Raw genomic sequence first — 22,623 nt, 5'->3', positions numbered from 1 at the left:
GTGCTAACCGATACACGCTTTACCGCTGAGGTGACAATTACCGTTCCATTTCATGATATTGACCCGATGGGTGTAGTTTGGCACGGCAATTACTTTCGCTATTTTGAAGTGGCGCGTGAGGCGTTGCTTAACCAGTTCAATTACGGCTATCGCCAGATGCGTGAGTCTGGCTATGTTTGGCCCGTCGTCGATACCCGCGTGAAATATCGCGATATTATTGAATTCGAACAAAAAATCCGGGTGCGTGCCACGGTTGAAGAATTTGAGAATCGATTAAAAATAGGCTACCAAATTGTTGACGCACATAGTGGTAAGCGGACTACGACGGCCTACACCATTCAGGTTGCCGTAGACGCGGGCACGCGCGAAATGTGTTTTGTTAGCCCGGATATTTTGTTCGAGAGAATGGGGGTTTGGCCGTGAAAAAATGGATATTAATGCTGTTTATTCTGCTAAGCAGCGCCGCTCAGGCCGTCACCTTTGATGAAGTTCAGCAGCGTTTTGCCCAGCAACCGGTGGTCCGCGCGCAGTTTAGCCAGGAGCGCCATATTAAAGATATACCACAGGCGCTGCATTCTGGCGGCGAATTGATGATAGCCCGAGATAAGGGGCTATGGTGGCAGCAGCAAAAGCCATTTCCACTGACGTTAGTCTTGGACGATAGCCGCATGGTGCAGGTGATTAATGGGCAATCGCCACAGATTATTACCGCGGCATCCAACCCTCAGATGTTCCAATTTAATCATCTGCTGCGCGCGTTATTCCAGGCCGATCGTGCCGTTCTTGAGCAAAATTTCTCACTGAAATTTAGCGACCAGGGACAAGGGAAATGGCAGCTGGTATTAGTGCCAACCACATCACCACTCGACAAGCTGTTTAACACTATCACATTGCAAGGTCAGCAGTATCTGGACCACATTGCACTTAACGATCGTCAGGGTGACAGTACGGAGATCACCTTCAGCAACCAGCGATTAACGCCCAAAAATTTAACGCATGACGAGCAGCAGCGTTTTGTCTTCTAATCAGCCACGCCTGTGGGCGCTGATATGGCTTTTCATCTGCGTATTGCTTGGCGCGACGCTGACCGTATTAGTGCCACAATCGAAGATATCTGGCAGCGTGTTAGCGCTGTTACCGGCGCAGACGATGGGACACATCCCACCGGCGCTGAACGATGGCTTTATGCAGCGTTTAGATCGCCAGTTAGTATGGATGGTGAGCCCTGCTCAGGGGGATGATCCCGCAGCGGCGAAAGGGTGGTTAGAACGCCTGCAAGGGTTATCAATGCTGACGGCGGTGAAAGGCCCGATGGACGCCGAACAGCAGAAACAATGGGGACAGTTCTTCTACCAGCATCGCAATGGGATGATCGATCCACAGACGCGACAGCGCTTATCCAACGGTGGCGAAGGGCAGGCTAATTGGGTATTGGCCCAGCTGTATTCCGCTTTTGCCGGTGTCAGCGGCGTGGAGCTTAAAAACGATCCGCTGATGTTGGTACGTGGTTCTCAGCTTGCACTACAACAGAACGCCAGCCGCCTGCGGATGAAAAACGGGTGGCTGGTGGCGCAGGACGACCAAGGGCGCAGCTGGTACTTCATCCACGGCGAGCTCAATGGTTCGTCCTATAATATGCAGCAATCGCATCAGGTAGTTACCGATCTGGCCGCGTTGGAAACGGATCTTCAGCATCAGTTTCCGGGCGCAAAAGTGATGTCACGCGGCACATTGTTCTACAGCAATTACGCCAGCCAGCAGGCTAAGCATGATGTTTCAACGCTAGGAATCGCGACGATCATCGGTGTTTTGTTACTGATCTTTGGCGTGTTCCGCTCACTGCGCCCGTTATTACTCTGTGCATTATCCGTGGGAATGGGTGCATTAGCAGGCAGTACCGTAACGCTATTGATTTTTGGTGAACTGCATCTGATGACGCTGGTGATGAGTATCAGCATCGTGGGTATTTCCGCAGATTACACCCTCTATTATCTCACTGAGCGTATGGTTCACGGCCGTGAAACCACCACCTGGCAGAGTCTACATAAAGTTCTCCCCGCATTGATGATGGCGTTGAGCACCACGGTGATCGCCTATCTCATTATGATGCTGGCACCGTTTCCCGGAATACGCCAACTGGCTGTTTTTGCCGCCGCAGGCCTTACTGCATCATGCCTGACCGTCGTGTGCTGGTATCCATGGCTGGCGCGCGGTTTGCCGGTAAGACCGGTTCCCTTAATGCTGCCGCTGATGTGCTGGTTGGCGGCGTGGCGTAGCCGCAAGATGTTATATATTGGCTTGCCGGTGGTGTTGAGCATTTTCTCAGTCGCGGGATTACTGCATCTAAAGGTCAATGATGACATTGCCCAGCTACAGTCGCTGCCGCAGGATATTCAGCAACAAGAAAAAGCTATTACTGCGCTGACTGGGCAGGGTATCGACCAGAAATGGTTTGTGGTTTATGGCGATAACCCGGAACAGACACTGCAACGTCTGGAGCATTTTGTGCCGAAGCTGGATCAGGCCAAAAAACTCGGTTGGTTGGGGAGTTATCGTTTACTGCCGCTTTCGTCCTTAAAACAGCAACATATTGATTTAACGCTATTAAAGCAGGCATCGCCGAAAGTGGTGGACAATCTCGCCGTGGCGGGGATAACCAAGGTGCAGGTTGATGTTAATCCGATGCCGGTGACGCCAGAGACGTGGCTCAACAGCGTAGCCAGTGAAGGTTGGGCGCTGATGTGGCTCTCTTTGCCCGATGGCCGTAGCGGCGTGTTAGTTCCCACTGACGGTGTGAAAAATACGGTTGCGCTGAAACAAATGACGGTTAACCAGGCGGGCGTCAGTTGGGTCGACCGCAAAGCGTCATTCGACCAGATGTTTGCGTTTTATCGCGCCATGTTGGGATGGTTATTGCTAGGGGCCGTTGTGGCGATTGCATTCACCTATGTTATGCGGCTGGGTCTGCGTAGAGGGTTAATTAGCGTATTGCCCTCGCTGCTCTCCTTAGGCTGCGGGTTGGCGGTATTAACCTTTAGTGGTCACAGCTTAAATCTGTTTTCGCTATTGGCGCTGGTGCTGGTGCTGGGAATTGGCATCAATTATACGTTGTTCTTCAGCAATCCCCGCGGCACGCCGCTAACGTCGTTGCTTGCCGTTAGCGTGGCGATGAGTACCTCATTGCTGACGCTGGGTATGATGGTCTTTAGTAGCACTCAGGCGATTAGCAGTTTCGGTATTGTGTTGTGCAGTGGGATATTCACGGCATTTTTGCTTTCGCCATTGGCGATGCCACCGCGCCGCAGAGGAAAAAAACTATGATGATCTCACGCATTATTGCGGCGCTTTGTCTGGCGCTGGCACTGGCGTCCTGCGCCACCAAACCGCACGATAATCGGCCGCAGGCATGGTTAAAACCCGGGGTGCGCGTCACACTGCCTGCGCCGAATATCATGCCTGCGATCAGCCAACAGCAGTTGCTGACGGCCACAGTGAAAGGCAAACAACAGTCATTGCTGGTGTTGCTCAATGCGGATCAACAACGGTTGTCGCTGGCAGGTCTGTCTTCGTTAGGTATTCGCCTGTTTATGCTGACCTACGATGCGCAGGGCATCCACACGGAGCAATCGATCGTGTTGCCTGAGCTGCCGCCAGCCAGCCAGGTTTTGGCCGATATCATGCTCAGTTACTGGCCGATTGCCGCATGGCAGCCGCAGTTGCCGCAGGGATGGACGCTACGTGATAAAGGTGACCGCCGTGAACTGCGCGATAACCGCGGCAATCTGGTGACAGAAATCGTTTATATGACCAGTAAAGGTGAACGTCAACCTATTAGTATCCGCCAGCGGGTATTTGGTTATCAGATCGCCATTCAACATCTGGACAGCTAGCATGATTTACATTTCTGCGGTGGGTATGTTGAATGCGCTAGGGTGCAATGCTGATGAAATTGCTGAAAATTTACATCGTAACGAGGCTCCCGGTATGCGACTGAGTGACGGCTGGGTTCAGCCAGAACAGCCGTGTTGGCTTGGTAGCGTTGAGGGTGAGCTTCCTGAGATCCCTGTCGATTTGGCGATGCATCGCAGCCGCAACAACCAATTATTATTAGCGGCGTTAGCGCAAATCCGCCCTCAGGTTGATGAGGCTATTATACGTTTTGGCCGCGATCGCGTTGCGGTTGTATTGGGAACCAGTACCTCGGGGCTCAATGAGGGCGACCGCTTAGTGAATGGCCAGTTGAATAGTCAGACGACCGACGGTTATCACTATTATCAGCAGGAATTGGGCGACTCTGCGCGTTTTCTCAGCGTCTATCTCAATCTTGAAGGCCCTGAATTCACGATTTCTACCGCCTGTTCCTCAAGCTCACGCGCTATCATCAGCGGACGTCGTCTTATTGAAGCAGGTCTTGCCGACGTGGTGATTGTTGGCGGGGCAGATACCCTCAGCCGAATGCCAATTAATGGCTTTAATAGCTTAGAGTCCTTGTCTATGACGCGCTGCCAGCCGTTTGCCAGTGAACGTTGCGGGATCACTATTGGAGAAGCGGCAACGCTGATGTTACTCACTCGGGATGCACAACCGGTCGCCTTGCTGGGCGTAGGAGAATCAAGCGATGCATGGCATATGTCAGCACCGCACCCTGAAGGCGCTGGCGCTATCCGGGCCATCGAACAGGCATTACACGATGCCGGGTTATGTGTGAATGACGTCGGTTATATCAATTTGCACGGCACGGCAACGCGACTTAATGATCTCATCGAATCGAAGGTCGTACACCAGCTGTTTGGTGACAATACGCCTTGCAGCTCAACCAAGCATTTAACCGGACATACATTAGGTGCCGCTGGTGCTTGTGAAGCGGCGCTATGTTGGTTGTTGTTAACGCGTAAGATTCCTTTGCCTGCGCAGGACTTTTCAAATTCTACACCCGACGAGACACTGCCGAAATGTGGTTTATTGCTGAAAGCTGAACCGCTGATGAAACCGGTGGTGATGTCGAATTCTTTTGCTTTTGGCGGCAATAATACCAGCCTGATCTTGGGGGAAGTCTGATGGATGAATATCTGGCAGCAGGCGAGTATCTGCCACATAGTTCACCGATGATGCTGCTTGATGACGTTATCTCAGTGGAGGATGACAGCGTACATTGTCGCGTAATGGTGAGTCGTGAGGGTGTGTTAGCGCCGTTCCTGACGCCTGCAGGCGACTTACCCGCATGGTTTGCTCTGGAAATTATGGCGCAAACCGTCGGGGTATGGTCTGGCTGGCACAGTCGCCAACGCGGTGAGCCGTCGGCAAGGCTTGGAATGTTGCTGGGTGCGCGGATCTTACGCAGCCAAACGGCCACCATCGCCTGCGGCAGCTTATTAGACATAAAAATGACGCTGCTACTGCAAGATGAAAAATTTGGCAGTTTTGAAGGGGAAGTGAGCTGTACGGGATGCTCTTTGGCAACGGCCCGGCTAAATACATACCAGCCAGATCAACAAGAACTCAAACAACTATTTAAACAGGATGGAATGGCATGACGCGTTCAGTTTTGGTCACGGGTGCCAGTAAAGGTATTGGACGGGCGATCGCCTGCCAGCTCGCTGCCGATGGGTTTTGCATTGTGGTGCATTATCACCGTGATCTTCCGGGAGCACAGCAAACGTTAGCGCAGATCAAAGCCAACGGCGGCAGTGGTCGCGTGCTCAGTTTTGACATCGCAGATAGAGCAGCCAGTCGTAGCACCATTGAGTTGGACATTGAAAACCACGGAGCCTACTACGGCGTGGTTAATAATGCCGGGATCGCGCGCGATGGTGCATTCCCCGCGTTAAGCGAAGAGGATTGGGACTGCGTGATTCATACTAATTTAGACAGCTTTTATAACGTGATTCATCCCTGCGTGATGCCGATGATCGGGCTACGTCAGGGAGGGCGAATTATCACGCTGTCTTCGGTTTCTGGTCTGATGGGTAACCGTGGTCAGGTCAATTACAGCGCGGCGAAAGCCGGCATCATCGGTGCGACGAAGGCGTTGGCGATTGAGCTGGCGAAGCGAAAAATCACCGTTAACTGTATTGCTCCAGGCCTTATAGACACTGGTATGATCCAGATGGAAGAGCCTGCGCTAAAAGAAGCCATGAGCATGATCCCGATGAAACGCATGGGGGCGGCCGAGGAGGTCGCAGGGCTGGCGAGCTATTTGATGTCTGATATCGCTGGCTACGTCACGCGTCAGGTTATTTCTGTGAATGGGGGCATGCTATGACGCGTCGAGTGGTTATTACGGGTATGGGCGGCGTCACTGCTTTTGGCAACGATTGGCAAAGCGTTTCCGCAGGTCTATTAGCCGGACAGAATGCGGTTCGATACATGCCGGAATGGGCACAATACGACGGTTTAAATACCTTAGTTGGCGCACCGATAGACGATTTTGTATTGCCGGAACACTATACGCGCAAGCGAATTCGCTCGATGGGCCGCGTATCGCTATTGGCGACTCGTGCCACAGAATTAGCCTTGATGCAGTCTGGCCTGTTGGGTGAAGCGGTGCTGACCAACGGTGACACCGGTATTGCCTATGGCTCATCCACCGGCAGTACTAAACCGGTGAGTGAGTTTGCCACCATGCTCACGGAAAAACACACCAACAATATTACCGGCACCACCTATGTGCAGATGATGCCGCATACTGCAGCGGTCAATGCCGGGTTGTTCTTTGGTTTGAAAGGCCGGGTCATTCCGACGTCTAGCGCTTGTACCTCTGGTAGCCAGGGGATTGGATACGCGTGGGAAGCGATTCGTCATGGTTATCAAACGGTCATGGTGGCCGGAGGTGCGGAAGAGTTATGCCCCTCTGAAGCGGCGGTTTTCGATACCCTCTTCGCCACCAGCCAGCGCAATGATTCACCCCACACCACGCCAGCGCCCTTTGACCTCAATCGCGATGGGTTAGTTATCGGTGAAGGCGCGGGAACGCTGATTTTGGAAGAGCTTGAACATGCGAAGGCGCGTGGGGCAAAAATCTACGGCGAAATCGTCGGTTTTGCCACTAACTGCGATGCGGCGCACATTACCCAGCCGCAGCGTGAGACGATGCAAGTGTGTATCGAGAAAGCGCTGAAGATGGCTAATTTGCAGGCTGCGGACATGGGCTATATTAGTGCGCATGGAACGGCGACTGAGCGAGGGGATTTGGCTGAAAGTCACGCGACGGCAGCGGTCTTTGGCGATCGTACTCCGATTTCATCGTTGAAAAGTTATTTTGGTCATACGCTCGGCGCCTGTGGGGCATTAGAGGCATGGATGAGTTTGGAAATGATGAATGAAGGCTGGTTTGCGCCAACCATTAATCTCACCCAGCCAGACCCTGCCTGCGGTGAACTGGATTACATCATGGGTGAGGCGCGTCGCATCGACACCGAGTATTTCCAGAGTAATAACTTTGCATTCGGCGGAATTAATACTTCGCTGGTGTTCCGTCGCTGGCCGTAATGCATGTTCAAAACTGCGGATGGATCGATAGGTGAACTGAGCCAACCGGAAGAAATGTACGGTTGGCTCGGCGATGATGCATTAGCGCAGATACCCTCAGGGAAACGCCAGAAAGCGTGGCTTGCGGGGCGAGTCTTATTGGCCCAGTCCATCCAGGTGCGGCCTCTCCCTGCCATTTTGCTGGCATCAAACGGCAAACCCGCTTTTAGCCATGCAGAACTCCCCGCGTTTAATATCAGCCACAGCGGTGACTGTGTTTTCGTCGCCATAGCGATGTGCGGGCAGATCGGCTGTGATGTTGAACTGATCCGTGAACGACCGACCAGCCTTGAGATCGCCCATCATTATTTCAGCTCACGAGAGTATGCATGGCTTGCTGCACAACCGGACGAGGGTGTTTGCACTGAGTTTTGGCGGTTGTGGACGGTTCGCGAGGCGATCCTGAAGCAAAAAGGAGCGAGCGTGTGGCAAATGCAAAGTATTCAACTCGATCCTGAAACGCTGGCCACACCGGATGTTGCGGTTTCTCATTGGTATCAGAATGGGTATAGCTTCGCCGTGGCGATAGAAGAATAATGCGGGTATTGGGAATACCCGCATTGGTTTACTTGCTGGATCGAGATCTTACCTAAAGCGTGTGCATCCTTATGCAGTTTTCGCTAATTGTGCTTTGTGCTTGTTTTCACTCAGCATAACAATCACCAGCAAAATCACCGCCAGCACACAGCCGCCAATCATCACGATAAATCCGCCGTCCCAGCCAAAGTAGTCAACGGTATAGCCGACAATAGCACTGGCCGCAACCGAACCGCCGAGGTAACCGAACAGACCGGTAAAGCCAGCTGCCGTTCCTGCCGCCTTCTTCGGTGCCAGTTCCAGAGCGTGTAAGCCAATCAGCATGACCGGCCCGTAAATCAGGAAGCCAATGGTGATCATGCAGGCCATATCGATACCCGGATTACCGACTGGGTTCAGCCAGTACACCACGGTGGCGATAGTCACCAGTACCATGAAGAACACGCCGGTTGCGCCACGGTTACCTTTGAACACTTTGTCCGACATCCAGCCACACAGCAGCGTACCTGGAATGCCTGCATATTCGTAGAGGAAGTAAGCCCATGAAGATTTGTCGAGGGCGAAGTGCTTCACCTCTTTCAGGTAGGTTGGCGACCAGTCGAGGATGCCGTAACGCAACAGATAAACGAACACGTTGGCGATGGCGATATACCACAGCAGTTTGTTCGGCAGAATGTACTGCATGAAGATCTGTTTAGCGGTCAGTTCCTGCTCGGCTGACTCTTTTACGTAATCTGGTGGGTAGTCGTTTTTGTACTCTTCAATTGGCGGCAAACCGCAGGACTGCGGGGTGTCGCGCATGGTAATGAAGGCAAAAACGGCCAGTGCGATCGCACCGAAAGCTGGCATATACAGCGCCGCATGCCAGTCGTTAAACCATGCCATGCCCAACAGGAACAGCAGCGGAGGAATACCACCGCCGACGTTATGGGCGCAGTTCCATACGGACACGACACCGCCACGTTCTTTCTGCGACCACCAGTGCACCATGGTACGTCCGCAAGGTGGCCAGCCCATTCCCTGGAACCATCCGCACAGGAACAGCAGTACAAACATGATGGCAATGCTGGACGTTGCCCAAGGCACGAAGCCCATAAATAACATTACGGCAGCGGACAGAATCAGACCGACGGGCAGAAATACGCGTGGGTTGGAGCGGTCGGACACCGATCCCATGATGAATTTGGAAATACCGTAAGCGATAGAAATGCCGGACAGTGCAAAACCAAGATCGCCACGGGAGAAGCCTTGATCGATTAAATAAGGCATGGCCAGTGCGAAGTTTTTACGCACCAGATAGTAAGCGGCATAACCGAAGAAAATCCCCATGAAGATCTGCCAGCGCAGACGGCGGTACAAGGGATCAACATGGTCTGCTGCCACGGGAGCCTGATGGGCTGCGGGCTTGAAGATACTGAGCATTAACGCCTCCAATGGCATTGGTCAGGCCGTTCATCGTGAACGGTTGACAATAAAATCAAACTGAAATGTTCCATAACGAGCGTTATGCTAGTCGTATGTGCGTAAGTAAATTGTGATAGATGACATAATTGTTACACTTTTATGAAATTGGAGGCGAATATTGCAGCATTGGTTAACATTTGGAAATACGTAATGACCTCTTTTAGCCGTCAGTGATCACACTTTTGGTTTTTCATTGCCGTATGTTGGGGGAGTGGCGCGAAAATATTCGTTTATGAGCGAATAAGTCCATGGAGAGAGCGCGGATTTAGTGTGTCAGGACGCATCAGGAATGGATCAGAAATGAAAAAGCGGGGAGAGCCCCCGCTTTGAAATACTTAACTGAAAAGGATCACTGAATTTTAAGCGTATTTATGATCGCTTCTGCATCAGTTTGCGCCTGCTGCTGATTATCCGCAGGCAAGGTGATCTGCAAGGTTAGCAGGTGGCTGTCCACTTTACCCAGAACAATCGAGGAGTAAGCTTTCTGACCGGCAGAAGAGATCACGCTGTCGTACTGTTGCAGGGTCTGGCCGTTGATCTGAATCGACTTATTGGTCACCACTTGCAGATTGGTGTCGCGAGCTTTCTGTTGATCCTGCAGGCGGGCTGTCAGAACTTCCAGTGACTCGGTGGTGTTATCACCCAGGATCACAATCACCGCTTTCTGACCGGTACTGTCAGCGTAAACGTGCATATTATTGGCTTGGCTGCCCAGCTTACCGCTCTGGTCGCTCATGCCCTGCGGCAGAGAGAAAGTCACTTTACCGTCAAGCAGGCTGACTGGCACGGCCGCAGCAGTGGCAGATGCTGCCGGTGCGCCCTTATCAGCTGCTTTATCACTGGTTTTACCATCACACGCCGCCAGACCGATGATCAGCACGCTCATACCTGCAAATTTCACTAAATTACGCATAGTTCTTCCTTTGATTTTAACGCGCTATATACCCGCCCTATTTCAGGTTGCCGCCTTGCTGCAACGCGAAATTTTTTGGGTATAGATTCTTGATTTCACTGCCCGTATGGCAACCCATTAACGCGCTAAATGCAACTCCAATTATCTGGAATATAACGGCAGCGGACTAGTGAGAATCTAGCTGAAAATGTGGGTTATGCCCGCTTTGTGAAAGACGCTTCAACAGCATATTGAGTAGCACACCGTACATCGGCAGGAAGAACACGAGGCATATCAGTAGCTTGAATGTATAGTCCACTAAGGCGATCTCCACCCAGTTATTTGCCATAAACGCGTTACTGCTTTTATAGAAAGCGATAAAGAAGAATGACAGGGTATCGCTGATGTTGCCAAGGAACATGGCGGCGGCAGGCGCCACCCACCAGTTGCGCATCTGCCGCAGGCGGTTAAAGACGTAAACGTCGAGGATTTGGCCCAGCACATAAGCCATAAAGCTGGCGATAGCGATACGCGCCACCATAATATTCAGACTGCCAAGTGTGGCAAAACCTTGCCACGCCGCATCAAAGAACAGCGCAGAAATCACATAGGAGATGATTAGCGCAGGCATCATGACCGACAAAATAATACGTCGGGCCAGCGGTGCGCCAAAAATACGTACGGTCAGGTCGGTCGCCAGGAAAATGAAGGGAAAAGTGAACGCACCCCAGGTGGTGTGGAAACCGAATATAGAGATCGGCAGTTGCACCAGATAGTTACTGGACGTGATGATAACGATGTGGAATAACGACAGCCATACCAACGCGGAAAACCGCTGTTGAGCAGTAAAAGAATACATACATGTGACCTTTTTAGTGAATTGGGGTGAGGGAACCCAAATAAATACCTGGCGGACTTGAAGCCGCAGCGGCGCGCATAGTACATGTTTGCAAACCCTTTGCGCAACACATCCGGTGGTTAATTTTAGCGCAATGGTTTGCGTTGGTTGCACCAGACAACCAACGGGTTAAACTGTCGCGCAATTGATGCCGAAAGATGTTGAGAAACCCAATGACCGATTCCTTTTCTAATCCTGACTATCAACTGGATGCGTTAGGCCTGCGTTGTCCTGAACCGGTGATGATGGTTCGTAAAACGGTGCGCGCAATGAAAGATGGCGAAACCCTGCTGGTGATTGCCGATGATCCGGCAACCACCCGTGATATCCCGGGTTTTTGCCGTTTTATGGAACATACGTTGTTAGCAGCCGATACAGAACAGCTACCGTACCGCTATTTATTGGCAAAGGGCGTGGTAAAAGCGCAGTAAACGCTTACTTCGATTTATTACGCAATAACCTCAGCGCATTGGCGGTGACCAGCGCAGTGGCACCTGAGTCGGCCAGTACCGCCAGCCACAACCCGGTTAATCCCATCAGCGTAGTGACCAGAAAAATTGCTTTAAGCCCAAGTGCAATAGTGATGTTCTGGCGGATATTTGCTCGCGTGGCCCGTGACAGACTGATCATCTGCGCCAGCCCGCTGAGACGGTTGTGAGTCAACGCCGCATCCGCCGTTTCCAGTGCCACATCGGTCCCACTGCCCATCGCAATGCCTATGCGCGCGGCTTTCATTGCCGGTGCGTCATTGATGCCGTCACCGACCATCGCCGTCGGGTTCAGCAGAGCAAGCTCGGTGACGGCCTGCACTTTATCCGCAGGTAATAAACTGGCCCGATAATCAATGCCTAAACGATCGGCAATGGTCTTGGCGGCTCGTGGATTATCTCCGGTTAGCATGACGGCCGAGATGCCTAAAGCTTTCAGTTCGGCCAAAGCGCTGACCGCGTCGTCACGCAGTTTGTCCTGCATGGCGATCAGGCCGATGACATTACCTTCCTGAAGCACCGTGACCACAGTTTTACCTGTCGATTCCCAGTCGGCAATTTGCTGTAGCCATTCTGCTGCCACGCTATTGTCTGCCAGATTTTTCGGTGCCAGCACCTGAATTTTTTTACCCGACACCACGCCTTCGACACCCGAACCCGCCAAAGCACGGCGGTCCTGGGCATTAATCGGTAGCGGATTGCTCTGTTTGGCACGGGCAATGATGGCTAATGCCAGCGGATGGTGCGAACCGGCCTCTACCGCCGCCGCCAGACTCAGTAATTCATTTTCACTGACGCCATCCAGCGGCAGTACATTGGTGACCTCCGGTTTACCTTCGGTCAGGGTGCCGGTTTTATCCAACGCAACGGTACGGATCAACGCCAGCTGTTCCAGCGCGGCGCCACCTTTAATCAATGCTCCCTGGCGCGTTGCCGCTGCCAGCGCTGAGGTAATGGCGGCCGGAGTTGAAATAACCAACGCACAAGGGCAACCGATCAACAGCAGCGTTAGCCCGCGATAAATCCAGGTTTCCCATGACAAGCCCATTGCCAGCGGTGGGATCAAAATGACCAGCAGTGACATCAGCATGATGGCGGGCGTGTAGTAGCGGCTGAAGGTATCCAGGAAGCGTTCAATCGGGGCGCGGCGTTCGTCTGCTTCTTCAATCAGCTGCAGAATACGGTCAATGGCGCTGGCACCGGGGGCTGAAGCAACATTGAGACGGGCCACGCGGTCGACACACAAACTCCCTGCCGGGACTTTTTCACCCGGCTGGCGTTCCACCGGCACCGCTTCACCGGTCAGCGCGCTTTCGTCGAAGCTGGCGGCAGAATCGAGCAGGGTAGCATCGGTAGGGAGGCGGCCACCGGCGGATACCTCGATAACATCACCCGGCCGTAAATCAGCAACTGGCACGTTCGATGACTGGCCCGCAACAATGCGCACCGCGCTATCGGGGATCAGCGCCATTAGCGCTTTTACACCACTGCGCGCTCGGTCGGCGGCGAAAGACTCGAGCCGTTCACCGACCATAAACAGCAGCAGTACCATCGCGGCTTCCGCCGTGGCGCCAATGAATAACGCGCCCAATGCTGCGATGCTCATCAGGGTTTCAATCGTGAAAGGTGAGCCGGCGCGGGCGGAGCGTATAGCCTGCAATAAAACCGGCCACAGCCCGACCAGTGTCGTGACCACAAAGGCTATTTTGCCCAGTGGCTGGCTGAACTGATCCACGACCCAACTGCCCACCATCAACGCAATGAGGATCAGCAACGGCGCGTACTCTTTCAGACGCGACGTTTCGATGGCGGTTGGGTTAGGTTTTTGAGTCAGTGATTGCAGCGTGAAGCCTGCGCGGATGACGGCTTTGTGCACCTCGGCGGAGACGTCGCCTGCGGCGCTGACCACCAATTTCTCGGTGGCGAACTGGACTTTTACATGATTAACGCCTGTGACGGTGCTGACGGCTTTTTCGATGGTGCGGGCACAGGCCGGGCAGTCCATCCCTGTCACTTTCCAGCTCAGTTGGCAGGTATCGCTCAGGCCGGAAGGTAGCCCGCTGGGGTCACTGTCGGCGTCACCCGAACCGCTGTCATCACTGTCAGGCGTTGGTGAGTGCTCACTGGGTTGTGAGCGACAACTGTCGGATTTGCAGCAAGCCGAAGCAACAAGCGGGGCTTTTTCGCTACAAGAGTTAGCCGGATGAGGTTCGCTGTGGGCTACATCGATGATTTTTTTAATACGCAACATAGCCGGTTTGGTGCAACTGGCGGACTGGCAACCGCACTGAGAGGTTTTACGTGGCTGAAGCATACGGGCTCCTGTCGAAACAGAGTGGAATTGCGTTCAGTCTAAAGCCTGGAGTCTACTCCAGGGTCAAGAGAAAAATAATCAGGTGCATAACAGGGCAATAAAACGGCGAAACAGGTAGTTTCGCCTGAAGAGAGGACTTTAGAGATACAGTGAGCGAACAATCAGGAAATGGCCGCCAAAGTAGCAGGCAGCGACAATGGCGTCGGCTGCACGGAATTTAAAACGGTAGCGGCTGGTCAGCCAGAAAATATTGCCGAGCAGTAGCAACACGGTGCCGCACAACAGTGAAAATGCCATATCGGTGCTGCGGGCAAAATATTGCTCACCGGCCAGCCAGACCATCAGCAAGGTCATGGCGATGTAGGCTGATACCGCCCAGCGCATTTCTGCCAGCCGTGACCAGATAACCGCCAGTAGCAATGCTCCGGTAACGATCAGCGCCAGAGGTAACGGCCAAAAGAACGTCACGGTCATTTGGCTGGCGAAACTTAAGGTGTACAGCAAATGTGACAGGAAAAACGCGCCAATCGCATAGAGAAAACGCTCTTCCGGCAGCAATAGCAGGCCATCAGCCACCAGAGTTGCGGCCAGACCGAGCAGGATCAGGTAGCTATAAACATTCAGAACCGGCGCCTGCCAGGCGAGCAGCAGAAGCAGCAGCAGCGTGACCGGTTTGAACAACCAACGCTGCCAGCGCGGTCCGCGGTAACTGGCATCGACGAACAGCCAGCCGGAGAAAAATACGGCAAGAAATGGCCAACTCATTGTTTATCCTTTTTTAGAAAAAAATGTAAGCAAGGTTCTGCCAGTAAGGAAAGGTCTTACTGCATGGTTTACCGTTTTGGCAACGGAGGCTGTTTTTTTTGCCAGGCCAACAGTTCAAACACGCCGAACAGGAAGATTCTCAGCTGTAACCAGCCGCCGATTTTGGCCGGCTCCTTTCCCTGCGTGGCTTTGAGCAGCATGACCTGTAAACCGTGCATGAAAAACATAAATACCATCGCGACATCCAGAAAGTATTTCATCGGTTTTGGAAACGGGTGAATGATATTGAACAACAAGAAACTCCAAATGCACAGCATCAGTAACCGGCCAACATTTATTAACAATTTACTGCTCCTCTTCGCCCGACGTCGGCAATATATCTCGATGATAAAGACGATAAGCAACCTGTCCGGCAACCTTCTCGCGGTGCAGTCGCCAGCCTGCTGGCACGGGGATCGCACCGTGCTCAACTTCCGCTTCGACATAAATCCAGGCTTCATCCGCCAGCCAGCCCTGTTGTTCCAGCATAGCCAGCGTCTCTTGTAAAATGCCTTTACGGAATGGCGGATCGACAAATACCACGTCAAACGGCGTGCCGTTTTTTGCCAGCCAGTTTAGCGTGTTGGTATGAACCACTTTCGCATCACGGGTATTGAGCAGCGCCAGGTTTTTCTCCAACTGTTGGGCTACCGGACGTTCAAACTCCAGTAAAGTGGCACTGGCCGCATAGCGCGACAGCGCTTCGAGGCCCAGCGCACCGCTTCCGGCGAAACAGTCCAGGCAGTGCGCACCCCGGATGACTGGTGCCAGCCAGTTGAACAGGGTTTCGCGTACGCGATCGGTGGTAGGGCGCAGGCCCGGGCTGTTAGGGACCGGCAGTTTGCGTCCGCGCCATTGGCCACCAATCAGTCGGATCTGGCCCGCGGCGGGAGTGTTGGTTTTTTTAGCCATAGCTCGCTTCAATAATACGCTCCCGTAATGGCAGCATTGCAAATCAATTGGCGTCTATTCTACCGGTGTGTCGGCCTGCGGCAAATATTTAACATTCCCGATTGAATACCCTACGCAAATCAACATGCGGGTGTGTAGGCCTTATTGGAAAGTGATAGACTGGAACGCATTACCTTATTAACAATCCGTTCGCCCTGAATTCTCGGCGAGGAGTGAAGTTGTAAAATGGCAAAAGATAAAAAGCGCGGATTTTTCTCCTGGTTCGGTAGTGGTCGACAGGAAGAAGAACAGCAGCAGAAAGAAGAGACCAGCGTTGAACAGACTGTGGTCGAAGAACACTCCCCGGAATCGCATGATGCGGTTGTTCCAGAAGAGCAGCCGGTCAAGACTGAACCTGAAGTTGAACACGCGGAAGTTGCTGCAGAGATCGCGCCTGTAGTTGAAACCCTTCATGAGGTTCCCGCAGCGCCTGTTGAGCCAGAACCCGCCCCCAAAGCGTTAGCCGCCTTTGAACTGGCTGAAGAGATTGTTGCCGTCACGGAACAGGTCGTTGAAGTGCAGCATGACCATTTTGTTGAATCTGAAGCGGAGATCGCCGCCGATGAGCAGCAGGATGAAATTGATGTCGTTGACGACAGTTTGGCCGATGAGCCGCTGCCGGTCGTTTTGGATCCTATCGTTACCTTGCCTGCGCCTGAAGCTAATTTGCCTGCAGGTGAAACCGAACAGCAACGCCCGACCAAAGAGGGCTTCTTTGCGCGCCTGAAACGCAGCCTGGTCAAAACAAAAGCGAGTCTGGGGTCCGGCTTCGTCGGGTTGTTCAGCGGTAAGAAGATCGACGACGATCTTTTCGATGAACTGGAAGAGCAGTTGATCATCGCTGACGTTGGTGTTGAAACCACGCGTAAAATCATTACTTCACTGACCGAACATGCCAGCCGCAAGCAGTTAAAAGATGCGGAAGCTCTCTATGGCAAGCTGAAGGCAGAAATGTCTGAAATTTTGGCTAAAGTTGATCAGCCATTGGATGTCAGCGGCAAGACGCCCTTCGTGATCCTGATGGTCGGCGTCAACGGTGTGGGTAAAACCACCACCATCGGCAAAATGGCGCGCCAGTTTCAAGCGCAGGGCAAGTCAGTCATGCTGGCGGCGGGTGATACCTTCCGTGCTGCAGCGGTTGAACAGTTACAGGTCTGGGGCCAGCGCAACAAGATCCCGGTGATTGCACAGCATACCGGTGCCGACTCCGCGTCGGTGATTTTCGACGCTATCCAGGCGGCTAAAGCGCGCAATGTTGACGTGTTGATCGCCGATACTGCCGGACGTTTACAGAATAAAGCGCACCTGATGGAAGAACTGAAGAAGATTGTCCGCGTCATGAAAAAGCTAGACGAAGATGCCCCTCATGAGGTTATGCTGACGCTCGACGCCAGCACCGGCCAGAACGCGGTCAGTCAGGCGAAACTCTTTAATGAAACCGTGGGTCTGACCGGAATTACATTGACTAAACTGGACGGTACCGCCAAGGGCGGAGTGATATTCGCAATTGCCGATCAGTTCGAAATCCCTATTCGTTATATCGGTGTGGGTGAAGGCATTGAAGATTTGCGGCCTTTTAAGGCTGACGATTTTATTGAGGCACTTTTTGCCCGAGAGGATTAATACGGATGATTCGCTTTGAACAGGTCAGTAAAGCTTATCTAGGCGGGCGACAGGCGCTGCAGGGCGTCGATTTTCACATCCAGCAGGCTGAAATGGCCTTTCTGACCGGTCATTCCGGTGCGGGTAAAAGTACCCTGCTGAAACTGATTTGTGGAATTGAACGCCCGAGTGCCGGACATATTTTGTTCGGTGGACACGATATCAGTCGTCTAAAAGCGCGTGAAGTACCGTTTTTACGCCGTCAGATTGGCATGATTTTCCAGGACCATCACCTGCTGCTGGACCGCACCGTGTATGACAACGTTGCTATGCCGCTGATCATCGCGGGTGCCAGCAGTGAAGATATTCGACGCCGTGTCTCTGCGGCGCTGGATAAAGTCGGTCTGCTTGATAAAGCCAAGAACTTCCCGATCCAGCTCTCCGGCGGTGAACAACAGCGCGTGGGCATTGCCCGTGCGGTGGTGAACAAACCGGCGGTGTTACTGGCTGATGAACCAACCGGTAACCTTGACGACGCGCTGTCAGAAGGCATTTTGCGCCTGTTTGAAGAGTTCAACCGCGTCGGCGTGACCGTTTTGATGGCAACCCATGACATGGCACTGATTGCCCGTCGTAATTACCGCACGCTGACGTTGAGTCAGGGTCGCATGGTCGGAGGCGCACGTCATGGCCAATAGTCCAAATCCAGCGAAAACCGCCCAAAGCGCCCGTGCCGCCAAAAGCAAAGCGCTGCAGGGCGGCTGGCGTGAACAGTGGCGCTATGCGTGGATGAACGCCCTGGCGGACATGATCCGCCAGCCGCTGGCGACGCTGCTCACCGTGATGGTGATAGCGATTTCCCTTACGTTGCCAAGCGTCTGTTATCTGGTGTGGAAAAACGTCAGCACTGCCGCTGAGCAGTGGTATCCGACGCCACAGCTGACGGTATATCTCGATAAGGCGCTGGACGACAATGCCGCTGAAAATGTCATTAAGGCATTGAAAGCGGAAGCCGGTGTCGAGAAGGTGAATTATCTGTCGCGTGATGAAGCTATGGGCGAGTTCCGCAACTGGTCTGGCTTTGGTGGCGCAATGGATATGCTGGAACAGAATCCGCTGCCCGCGGTGGCGATCATCACGCCGAAAATGAATTTCCAGGACTCAAATACGCTTAACACCTTACGCGATCGTGTGGCGGCGGTGCAGGGCGTTGATGAGGTTCGCATGGATGACAGTTGGTTTGCGCGGCTGGCGGCGCTGACCGGGCTGGTCGGGCAGGTTGCTGCGATGATTGGCGTACTGATGATTGTGGCGGTATTTCTGGTGATTGGTAACAGCGTGCGTCTGAGTATCTTCAGTCGCCGCGACACCATCAACGTGATGAAACTGATCGGTGCCACTGACGGCTTTATCCTGCGGCCATTCCTTAATGGCGGCGCGATGCTCGGCTTCTGCGGGGCATTGCTGTCACTGATCCTTTCCGAAGCGCTGGTACTTCGACTGGAGAGTGTGGTCGCGCAGGTGGCCAAAGTCTTCGGCACCACCTTTGACTTGCATGGTCTGGCGTGGGATGAAAGCCTGCTGCTGCTGCTGATTTCCGCGATGATTGGCTGGATCGCCGCTTGGCTGGCAACGGTACAACATTTACGGCGATTTACACCACAATAACGATTCTTTGATATACTCTTCTCCTGCTGCAAAGGATCTTGTGCAGGGGAAGAGCCTGATTGGCGCTCCATCATTTCGCCTTTACTTCTCTTCTTCCCCGAAAGCACGAATTCCCTATCCTGTAGTCTGTTGGTCACATAAAGTCGCCATGCTGTTGCGTTGAGCGATGAACTTTATGTAAAATTAGTGGTCCTAATAGCGGCAAAAGAATCAACGAAACTTAAGAATAAACTGGCAGTAAAATATGAAGGGCTCTGCGTTGTTTTCTTAGTACGTCCAACCGGGCGGGCGGTATTCACTCCGCAGCAACGCAGTATAAAACCTACATTACGTCATACATGAGAGGCTTTGAATGACCAAAGAAATGCGAACTTTAGCACTGGTACCCCAAGGTAGTCTGGAAGCCTATGTCCGGGCGGCCAATACTTATCCGATGCTCACTGCTGAGGAAGAAAGGGCTCTGGCTGAACGGCTGCATTACGACGGTGACCTGGAAGCAGCGAAACACCTGATCCTGTCTCACCTGCGCTTTGTTGCTCACATTGCCCGCAACTATTCAGGTTACGGTCTGCCACAGGCTGACCTTATCCAGGAAGGCAACATCGGCCTGATGAAAGCGGTTCGTCGCTTTAATCCTGAAGTCGGTGTGCGTCTGGTCTCCTTTGCGGTGCATTGGATTAAAGCAGAAATTCACGAATACGTGCTGCGTAACTGGCGTATCGTGAAAGTCGCGACCACAAAGGCGCAACGTAAGTTGTTCTTCAACCTGCGTAAAAACAAACAGCGTCTTGGCTGGTTCAGTCACGATGAAGTGGAGCACGTTGCCCGCGAGCTGGGTGTCACCAGCAAAGACGTTATGGAAATGGAATCACGCATGGCTGCACAGGACATGACGTTTGACCCGACTCCTGACGATGAACCGCGCGATGGTGCTGCCATGGCACCGATGCTTTACCTGCAAGATAAAAGCTCTGACTTTGCAGAAAGCATTGAGGAAGATAACTGGGATAGCGACGCCGCAGATAAACTGAGTAATGCGATGGAAGGTTTGGACGAGCGTAGTCAGGATATCATTCGTGCGCGCTGGTTAGATGACGACAGCAAATCTACCCTGCAGGAACTGGCCGATAAGTACGGCGTATCCGCAGAGCGTGTTCGTCAGTTAGAAAAGAACGCGATGAAGAAACTGCGTGTGGCCATCGAAGCCTGATAAGCCCCCGCGCTTTTGAAGTGAAAAGCTGAAGTGAAAAGCGACCTACGGGTCGCTTTTTTTATGCCTTGCCTAAATGTCAGCTTATAACTTCTTCCAAATATTCCCTTCAAGAGAAAAACCACATGCCTGCATAAATGCAACAGTGACGGCATCGCCATCCGCTTTCATCTTCCAGCTTTTTATATGGGGCAACTGCGACTGCAGATCCTCAATCAGATATAGCCCAACGCCACGCCGACGGGTGACTTCCCGCACCAACAGATCGCTGAGTTCGCCATGATCCCCACTGAGATTTATTTTAACGGCAGCCAGAATGCGTTCATTAAACACGGCGACGAATAACATGCGGTTATCTGTCAGGCTGGCTTGCCAGTCATTTTCGATTTGCTCAGGCCAGATTTTTGCCAGATCGATCAGGTCTTGAGCGCTGAGCGTAGTCAGCTTTTCAATGGTTAATTTCATGGTTTTGGGCGCATAGAAAAACAGGCTGCCAGTGTAGCGGATCGTCCTGTTAGTCATGCGTAACTTTTTTTGTACAGTAACAAGTTGAAAAATTTTTCAGCGATCCCTGTATAAGCGATAAATGTTGGATTTAAAGGACTAAGCCAGTGCTAACTGCTAGATATCGATGAAATGGTCGAGTTAATGGCAAGATATAATTCTGTTTACACCTATTATTTCTGAATACATTATTTGATTTGCAGCAGAAAATTCCTGTTTAATGATATGAAATATAAAGTCTTATTGAAAAAAAAGACGCTATAAGCCGCTAACACATTATTAGTTATGACAAAATTATTAATTGATGATGTTTTAAGCAGGTGAAAAACAACATACACATCACATACAAATGGGGTATCAGGATGAAAGCAACAACGGGCAAGATCTGGCTGGCAGGATGTATCGCATTAGCAATGAGCCACGCCGCAGTGGCAAAAGATATCAAAGTGGCCATCGTTGGTGCCATGTCAGGTCCGGTTGCCCAATACGGTGACATGGAGTTCACCGGTGCCAAACAGGCTATCGCTGACATCAATGCCAAAGGCGGCGTAAAGGGTGACAAACTGGTTGGCGTTGAATATGACGATGCCTGTGACCCAAAACAAGCGGTGGCGGTGGCCAACAAAGTGATCAACGACGGCATTCGCTATGTCATCGGTCACCTGTGCTCATCTTCAACTCAGCCTGCGTCTGACATCTATGAAGATGAAGGCGTGCTAATGATAACGCCAGCGGCGACCAATGCAGACCTGACCACCCGTGGCTACAAAATGGTGATGCGCACCACGGGTCTGGATTCTGACCAAGGTCCAACTGCCGCCAAATACATCCTTGATACCATCAAGCCTAAACGTATTGCCGTGGTGCATGACAAACAGCAATACGGTGAAGGTCTGGCGCGTTCTGTTCAGGACAGCCTGAAGAAAAACGGCGGCAACGTCGTGCTGTTTGAAGGCATCACCGCAGGCGATAAAGATTTCTCCACGCTGGTGGCACGCATGAAAAAAGACAACGTGGACTTCGTCTATTTTGGTGGTTACTACCCGGAGATGGGCCAGATCCTGCGTCAGGCTAAACAAGCTGGTCTGAATGCCAAATTTATGGGGCCTGAAGGCGTAGGTAACTCGTCACTGTCGAACATTGCGGGTGATGCATCCGAAGGCATGCTGGTCACGCTGCCAAAACGTTACGATCAGGTTCCGGCTAACCAGCCAATCGTCGCTGCGCTGAAAGCCAAAAAGCTGGATCCAACGGGTCCGTTTGTTTGGACCACCTATGCTGCATTGCAGGCGCTGACTACCGGTATGGAGCGTAGCGGCAGCATGGAACCGGCTGATATAGCCAAGAATCTGAAGGCTGAACCGGTGAATACCGTAATGGGTCCGCTGAGCTGGGATGCGAAGGGCGACCTGAAAGGCTTCGAATTCGGTATCTTTGAGTGGCATAAGGACGGCACCTCCACCCCAATCAAATAAATGCCCTTCATCCTTCAGGTTGCAGGGGTGTTGGCTGCACTCGCTCACCCGAATCACTGACTTATGTCAGCTCATCGGGATTATGAGCTTCATTCATGAAGCTCACCCTGCGGGCCAGCGCAAGCGCTGTTCAAACCGGTCTTTGACCGGCTTGTCATCCGATTGCTGCCTACCTGCAACCAGAATGATTTTGTGCATGGCTATGCATTACGTAACAGAACAGCGCATTACTCTGCCCGGCGTCTACTGTTAAAAGAGACGCTGGGTTGTAGTCTCAGCACAGAATTCA

Annotated in this window: 23 protein-coding genes; 15 read left to right on the top strand and 8 right to left on the bottom strand. The window is 52.4% G+C overall.

Annotated elements, in window-relative coordinates; all coding sequences use genetic code 11:
- The 9 genes from ACMV8I_RS16580 to ACMV8I_RS16540 are packed head-to-tail and all read left to right on the top strand — an operon-like array spanning position 1 to position 8,064.
- Entirely contained in the window at positions 1-423 is a 423-nt protein-coding gene (locus ACMV8I_RS16580) for an acyl-CoA thioesterase (RefSeq protein ID WP_498866311.1), read from the top strand.
- 14 nt (positions 424-437) lie between these two features.
- On the top strand, positions 438-1,025 hold the full coding sequence (locus ACMV8I_RS16575; RefSeq protein ID WP_498866374.1) for a LolA family protein: 588 nt from the start codon (positions 438-440) through the stop codon (positions 1,023-1,025).
- Entirely contained in the window at positions 997-3,321 is a 2,325-nt protein-coding gene (locus ACMV8I_RS16570) for an MMPL family transporter (RefSeq protein WP_498866310.1), read from the top strand. The genes ACMV8I_RS16575 and ACMV8I_RS16570 overlap by 29 nt, the downstream gene beginning before the upstream one ends.
- The gene (locus ACMV8I_RS16565) at positions 3,318-3,890 is read left to right on the top strand and encodes a DUF3261 domain-containing protein (RefSeq protein WP_498866309.1); all 573 of its coding nucleotides are present in this window, start codon (positions 3,318-3,320) and stop codon (positions 3,888-3,890) included. The genes ACMV8I_RS16570 and ACMV8I_RS16565 overlap by 4 nt, the downstream gene beginning before the upstream one ends.
- A gap of 1 nt (position 3,891) precedes the next feature.
- The gene (locus ACMV8I_RS16560) at positions 3,892-5,058 is read left to right on the top strand and encodes a beta-ketoacyl-[acyl-carrier-protein] synthase family protein (RefSeq protein WP_498866308.1); all 1,167 of its coding nucleotides are present in this window, start codon (positions 3,892-3,894) and stop codon (positions 5,056-5,058) included.
- Entirely contained in the window at positions 5,058-5,534 is a 477-nt protein-coding gene (locus tag ACMV8I_RS16555) for a hotdog family protein (RefSeq protein WP_498866307.1), read from the top strand. Before ACMV8I_RS16560 ends, ACMV8I_RS16555 begins: the two co-directional genes overlap by 1 nt.
- Positions 5,531-6,262 carry a 3-ketoacyl-ACP reductase FabG2 gene (locus ACMV8I_RS16550; protein ID WP_498866306.1) on the top strand — a complete coding sequence of 244 codons (732 nt, stop codon included), beginning with the start codon at positions 5,531-5,533 and terminating at the stop codon, positions 6,260-6,262. Before ACMV8I_RS16555 ends, ACMV8I_RS16550 begins: the two co-directional genes overlap by 4 nt.
- Positions 6,259-7,488 (top strand): beta-ketoacyl-ACP synthase, encoded by a 1,230-nt coding sequence (locus ACMV8I_RS16545; RefSeq protein ID WP_498866305.1) that lies wholly within the window; start codon positions 6,259-6,261, stop codon positions 7,486-7,488. The genes ACMV8I_RS16550 and ACMV8I_RS16545 overlap by 4 nt, the downstream gene beginning before the upstream one ends.
- Before the next feature lie 3 nt (positions 7,489-7,491).
- Positions 7,492-8,064, top strand: a complete 573-nt coding sequence (locus ACMV8I_RS16540) for a 4'-phosphopantetheinyl transferase superfamily protein (protein ID WP_498866304.1) — start codon at positions 7,492-7,494, stop codon at positions 8,062-8,064.
- 69 nt (positions 8,065-8,133) lie between these two features.
- On the opposite strand, the gene glpT is transcribed toward ACMV8I_RS16540, so the two are convergent.
- From glpT to ACMV8I_RS16525, 3 genes are all read right to left on the bottom strand, one after another.
- Complete coding sequence (gene glpT, locus ACMV8I_RS16535; RefSeq protein WP_498866303.1) at positions 8,134-9,486, bottom strand: glycerol-3-phosphate transporter; 1,353 nt, start codon at positions 9,484-9,486, stop codon at positions 8,134-8,136.
- 391 nt (positions 9,487-9,877) lie between these two features.
- Entirely contained in the window at positions 9,878-10,441 is a 564-nt protein-coding gene (locus tag ACMV8I_RS16530) for a DcrB family lipoprotein (protein WP_498866302.1), read from the bottom strand.
- A 166-nt stretch (positions 10,442-10,607) separates the two neighbouring features.
- Complete coding sequence (locus tag ACMV8I_RS16525; RefSeq protein ID WP_498866301.1) at positions 10,608-11,279, bottom strand: 7-cyano-7-deazaguanine/7-aminomethyl-7-deazaguanine transporter; 672 nt, start codon at positions 11,277-11,279, stop codon at positions 10,608-10,610.
- A 212-nt stretch (positions 11,280-11,491) separates the two neighbouring features.
- Between ACMV8I_RS16525 and tusA the strand changes: the two genes are divergently transcribed.
- Positions 11,492-11,749, top strand: coding sequence for a sulfurtransferase TusA (gene tusA, locus ACMV8I_RS16520; protein WP_498866300.1), 258 nt, complete (start codon positions 11,492-11,494; stop codon positions 11,747-11,749).
- 4 nt (positions 11,750-11,753) lie between these two features.
- On the opposite strand, the gene ACMV8I_RS16515 is transcribed toward tusA, so the two are convergent.
- The 4 genes from ACMV8I_RS16515 to rsmD all read right to left on the bottom strand — a co-directional run bounded on the left by ACMV8I_RS16515 (position 11,754) and on the right by rsmD (position 15,836).
- Entirely contained in the window at positions 11,754-14,120 is a 2,367-nt protein-coding gene (locus ACMV8I_RS16515; protein ID WP_498866299.1) for a zinc/cadmium/mercury/lead-transporting ATPase, read from the bottom strand.
- Positions 14,121-14,258: 138 nt separating this feature from the next.
- Positions 14,259-14,885 (bottom strand): lysoplasmalogenase, encoded by a 627-nt coding sequence (locus tag ACMV8I_RS16510; protein ID WP_498866298.1) that lies wholly within the window; start codon positions 14,883-14,885, stop codon positions 14,259-14,261.
- A 68-nt stretch (positions 14,886-14,953) separates the two neighbouring features.
- Complete coding sequence (locus ACMV8I_RS16505; RefSeq protein ID WP_498866297.1) at positions 14,954-15,229, bottom strand: DUF1145 family protein; 276 nt, start codon at positions 15,227-15,229, stop codon at positions 14,954-14,956.
- 1 nt (position 15,230) lies between these two features.
- A complete protein-coding gene (gene rsmD, locus ACMV8I_RS16500) occupies positions 15,231-15,836 on the bottom strand; it encodes a 16S rRNA (guanine(966)-N(2))-methyltransferase (RefSeq protein WP_498866296.1) in 606 nt (201 codons plus the stop codon).
- Positions 15,837-16,061: 225 nt separating this feature from the next.
- On the opposite strand from rsmD, the gene ftsY reads away from it, so the two are divergent.
- The 4 genes from ftsY (at position 16,062) to rpoH (ending at position 20,355) form a co-directional block, all read left to right on the top strand.
- Positions 16,062-17,498, top strand: a complete 1,437-nt coding sequence (ftsY, locus tag ACMV8I_RS16495) for a signal recognition particle-docking protein FtsY (protein ID WP_498866295.1) — start codon at positions 16,062-16,064, stop codon at positions 17,496-17,498.
- 5 nt (positions 17,499-17,503) lie between these two features.
- A complete protein-coding gene (gene ftsE / locus ACMV8I_RS16490; protein ID WP_498866294.1) occupies positions 17,504-18,175 on the top strand; it encodes a cell division ATP-binding protein FtsE in 672 nt (223 codons plus the stop codon).
- The gene (gene ftsX / locus ACMV8I_RS16485; RefSeq protein ID WP_498866293.1) at positions 18,165-19,145 is read left to right on the top strand and encodes a permease-like cell division protein FtsX; all 981 of its coding nucleotides are present in this window, start codon (positions 18,165-18,167) and stop codon (positions 19,143-19,145) included. Before ftsE ends, ftsX begins: the two co-directional genes overlap by 11 nt.
- A 352-nt stretch (positions 19,146-19,497) precedes the next feature.
- A complete protein-coding gene (gene rpoH, locus ACMV8I_RS16480; protein ID WP_498866292.1) occupies positions 19,498-20,355 on the top strand; it encodes an RNA polymerase sigma factor RpoH in 858 nt (285 codons plus the stop codon).
- Between the two features lie 84 nt (positions 20,356-20,439).
- Here the strand turns inward: rpoH and panM are convergent, their stop codons facing one another.
- A complete protein-coding gene (gene panM / locus ACMV8I_RS16475; RefSeq protein ID WP_498866373.1) occupies positions 20,440-20,820 on the bottom strand; it encodes an aspartate 1-decarboxylase autocleavage activator PanM in 381 nt (126 codons plus the stop codon).
- Positions 20,821-21,221: 401 nt separating this feature from the next.
- Here panM and ACMV8I_RS16470 point away from each other — a divergent pair, with 401 nt between their 5' ends.
- Positions 21,222-22,334: a branched-chain amino acid ABC transporter substrate-binding protein gene (locus ACMV8I_RS16470; protein ID WP_498866291.1), complete on the top strand. Its 1,113-nt coding sequence runs from the start codon at positions 21,222-21,224 to the stop codon at positions 22,332-22,334.
- Positions 22,335-22,623 lie beyond the last annotated feature (289 nt).

Source organism: Ewingella sp. S1.OA.A_B6, assembly GCF_049889095.1.
GTDB lineage: Bacteria > Pseudomonadota > Gammaproteobacteria > Enterobacterales > Enterobacteriaceae > Ewingella.
This window is presented reverse-complemented; position numbering and strand designations above follow the sequence as displayed.

Bases quoted from the DNA above. Each gene is read 5' to 3' on its own strand.
- ACMV8I_RS16575 (WP_498866374.1), top strand. From the start codon at position 438: ATGCTGTTTATTCTGCTAAGCAGCGCCGCTCAGGCCGTCACCTTTGAT.
- ACMV8I_RS16570 (WP_498866310.1), top strand. From the start codon at position 997: ATGACGAGCAGCAGCGTTTTGTCTTCTAATCAGCCACGCCTGTGGGCG.
- ACMV8I_RS16565 (WP_498866309.1), top strand. From the start codon at position 3,318: ATGATGATCTCACGCATTATTGCGGCGCTTTGTCTGGCGCTGGCACTG.
- ACMV8I_RS16560 (WP_498866308.1), top strand. From the start codon at position 3,892: ATGATTTACATTTCTGCGGTGGGTATGTTGAATGCGCTAGGGTGCAAT.
- ACMV8I_RS16555 (WP_498866307.1), top strand. From the start codon at position 5,058: ATGGATGAATATCTGGCAGCAGGCGAGTATCTGCCACATAGTTCACCG.
- ACMV8I_RS16550 (WP_498866306.1), top strand. From the start codon at position 5,531: ATGACGCGTTCAGTTTTGGTCACGGGTGCCAGTAAAGGTATTGGACGG.
- ACMV8I_RS16545 (WP_498866305.1), top strand. From the start codon at position 6,259: ATGACGCGTCGAGTGGTTATTACGGGTATGGGCGGCGTCACTGCTTTT.
- ACMV8I_RS16540 (WP_498866304.1), top strand. From the start codon at position 7,492: ATGTTCAAAACTGCGGATGGATCGATAGGTGAACTGAGCCAACCGGAA.
- glpT (WP_498866303.1), bottom strand. From the start codon at position 9,486: ATGCTCAGTATCTTCAAGCCCGCAGCCCATCAGGCTCCCGTGGCAGCA.
- ACMV8I_RS16530 (WP_498866302.1), bottom strand. From the start codon at position 10,441: ATGCGTAATTTAGTGAAATTTGCAGGTATGAGCGTGCTGATCATCGGT.
- ACMV8I_RS16525 (WP_498866301.1), bottom strand. From the start codon at position 11,279: ATGTATTCTTTTACTGCTCAACAGCGGTTTTCCGCGTTGGTATGGCTG.
- tusA (WP_498866300.1), top strand. From the start codon at position 11,492: ATGACCGATTCCTTTTCTAATCCTGACTATCAACTGGATGCGTTAGGC.
- ACMV8I_RS16515 (WP_498866299.1), bottom strand. From the start codon at position 14,120: ATGCTTCAGCCACGTAAAACCTCTCAGTGCGGTTGCCAGTCCGCCAGT.
- ACMV8I_RS16510 (WP_498866298.1), bottom strand. From the start codon at position 14,885: ATGAGTTGGCCATTTCTTGCCGTATTTTTCTCCGGCTGGCTGTTCGTC.
- rsmD (WP_498866296.1), bottom strand. From the start codon at position 15,836: ATGGCTAAAAAAACCAACACTCCCGCCGCGGGCCAGATCCGACTGATT.
- ftsY (WP_498866295.1), top strand. From the start codon at position 16,062: ATGGCAAAAGATAAAAAGCGCGGATTTTTCTCCTGGTTCGGTAGTGGT.
- ftsE (WP_498866294.1), top strand. From the start codon at position 17,504: ATGATTCGCTTTGAACAGGTCAGTAAAGCTTATCTAGGCGGGCGACAG.
- ftsX (WP_498866293.1), top strand. From the start codon at position 18,165: ATGGCCAATAGTCCAAATCCAGCGAAAACCGCCCAAAGCGCCCGTGCC.
- rpoH (WP_498866292.1), top strand. From the start codon at position 19,498: ATGACCAAAGAAATGCGAACTTTAGCACTGGTACCCCAAGGTAGTCTG.
- panM (WP_498866373.1), bottom strand. From the start codon at position 20,820: ATGAAATTAACCATTGAAAAGCTGACTACGCTCAGCGCTCAAGACCTG.
- ACMV8I_RS16470 (WP_498866291.1), top strand. From the start codon at position 21,222: ATGAAAGCAACAACGGGCAAGATCTGGCTGGCAGGATGTATCGCATTA.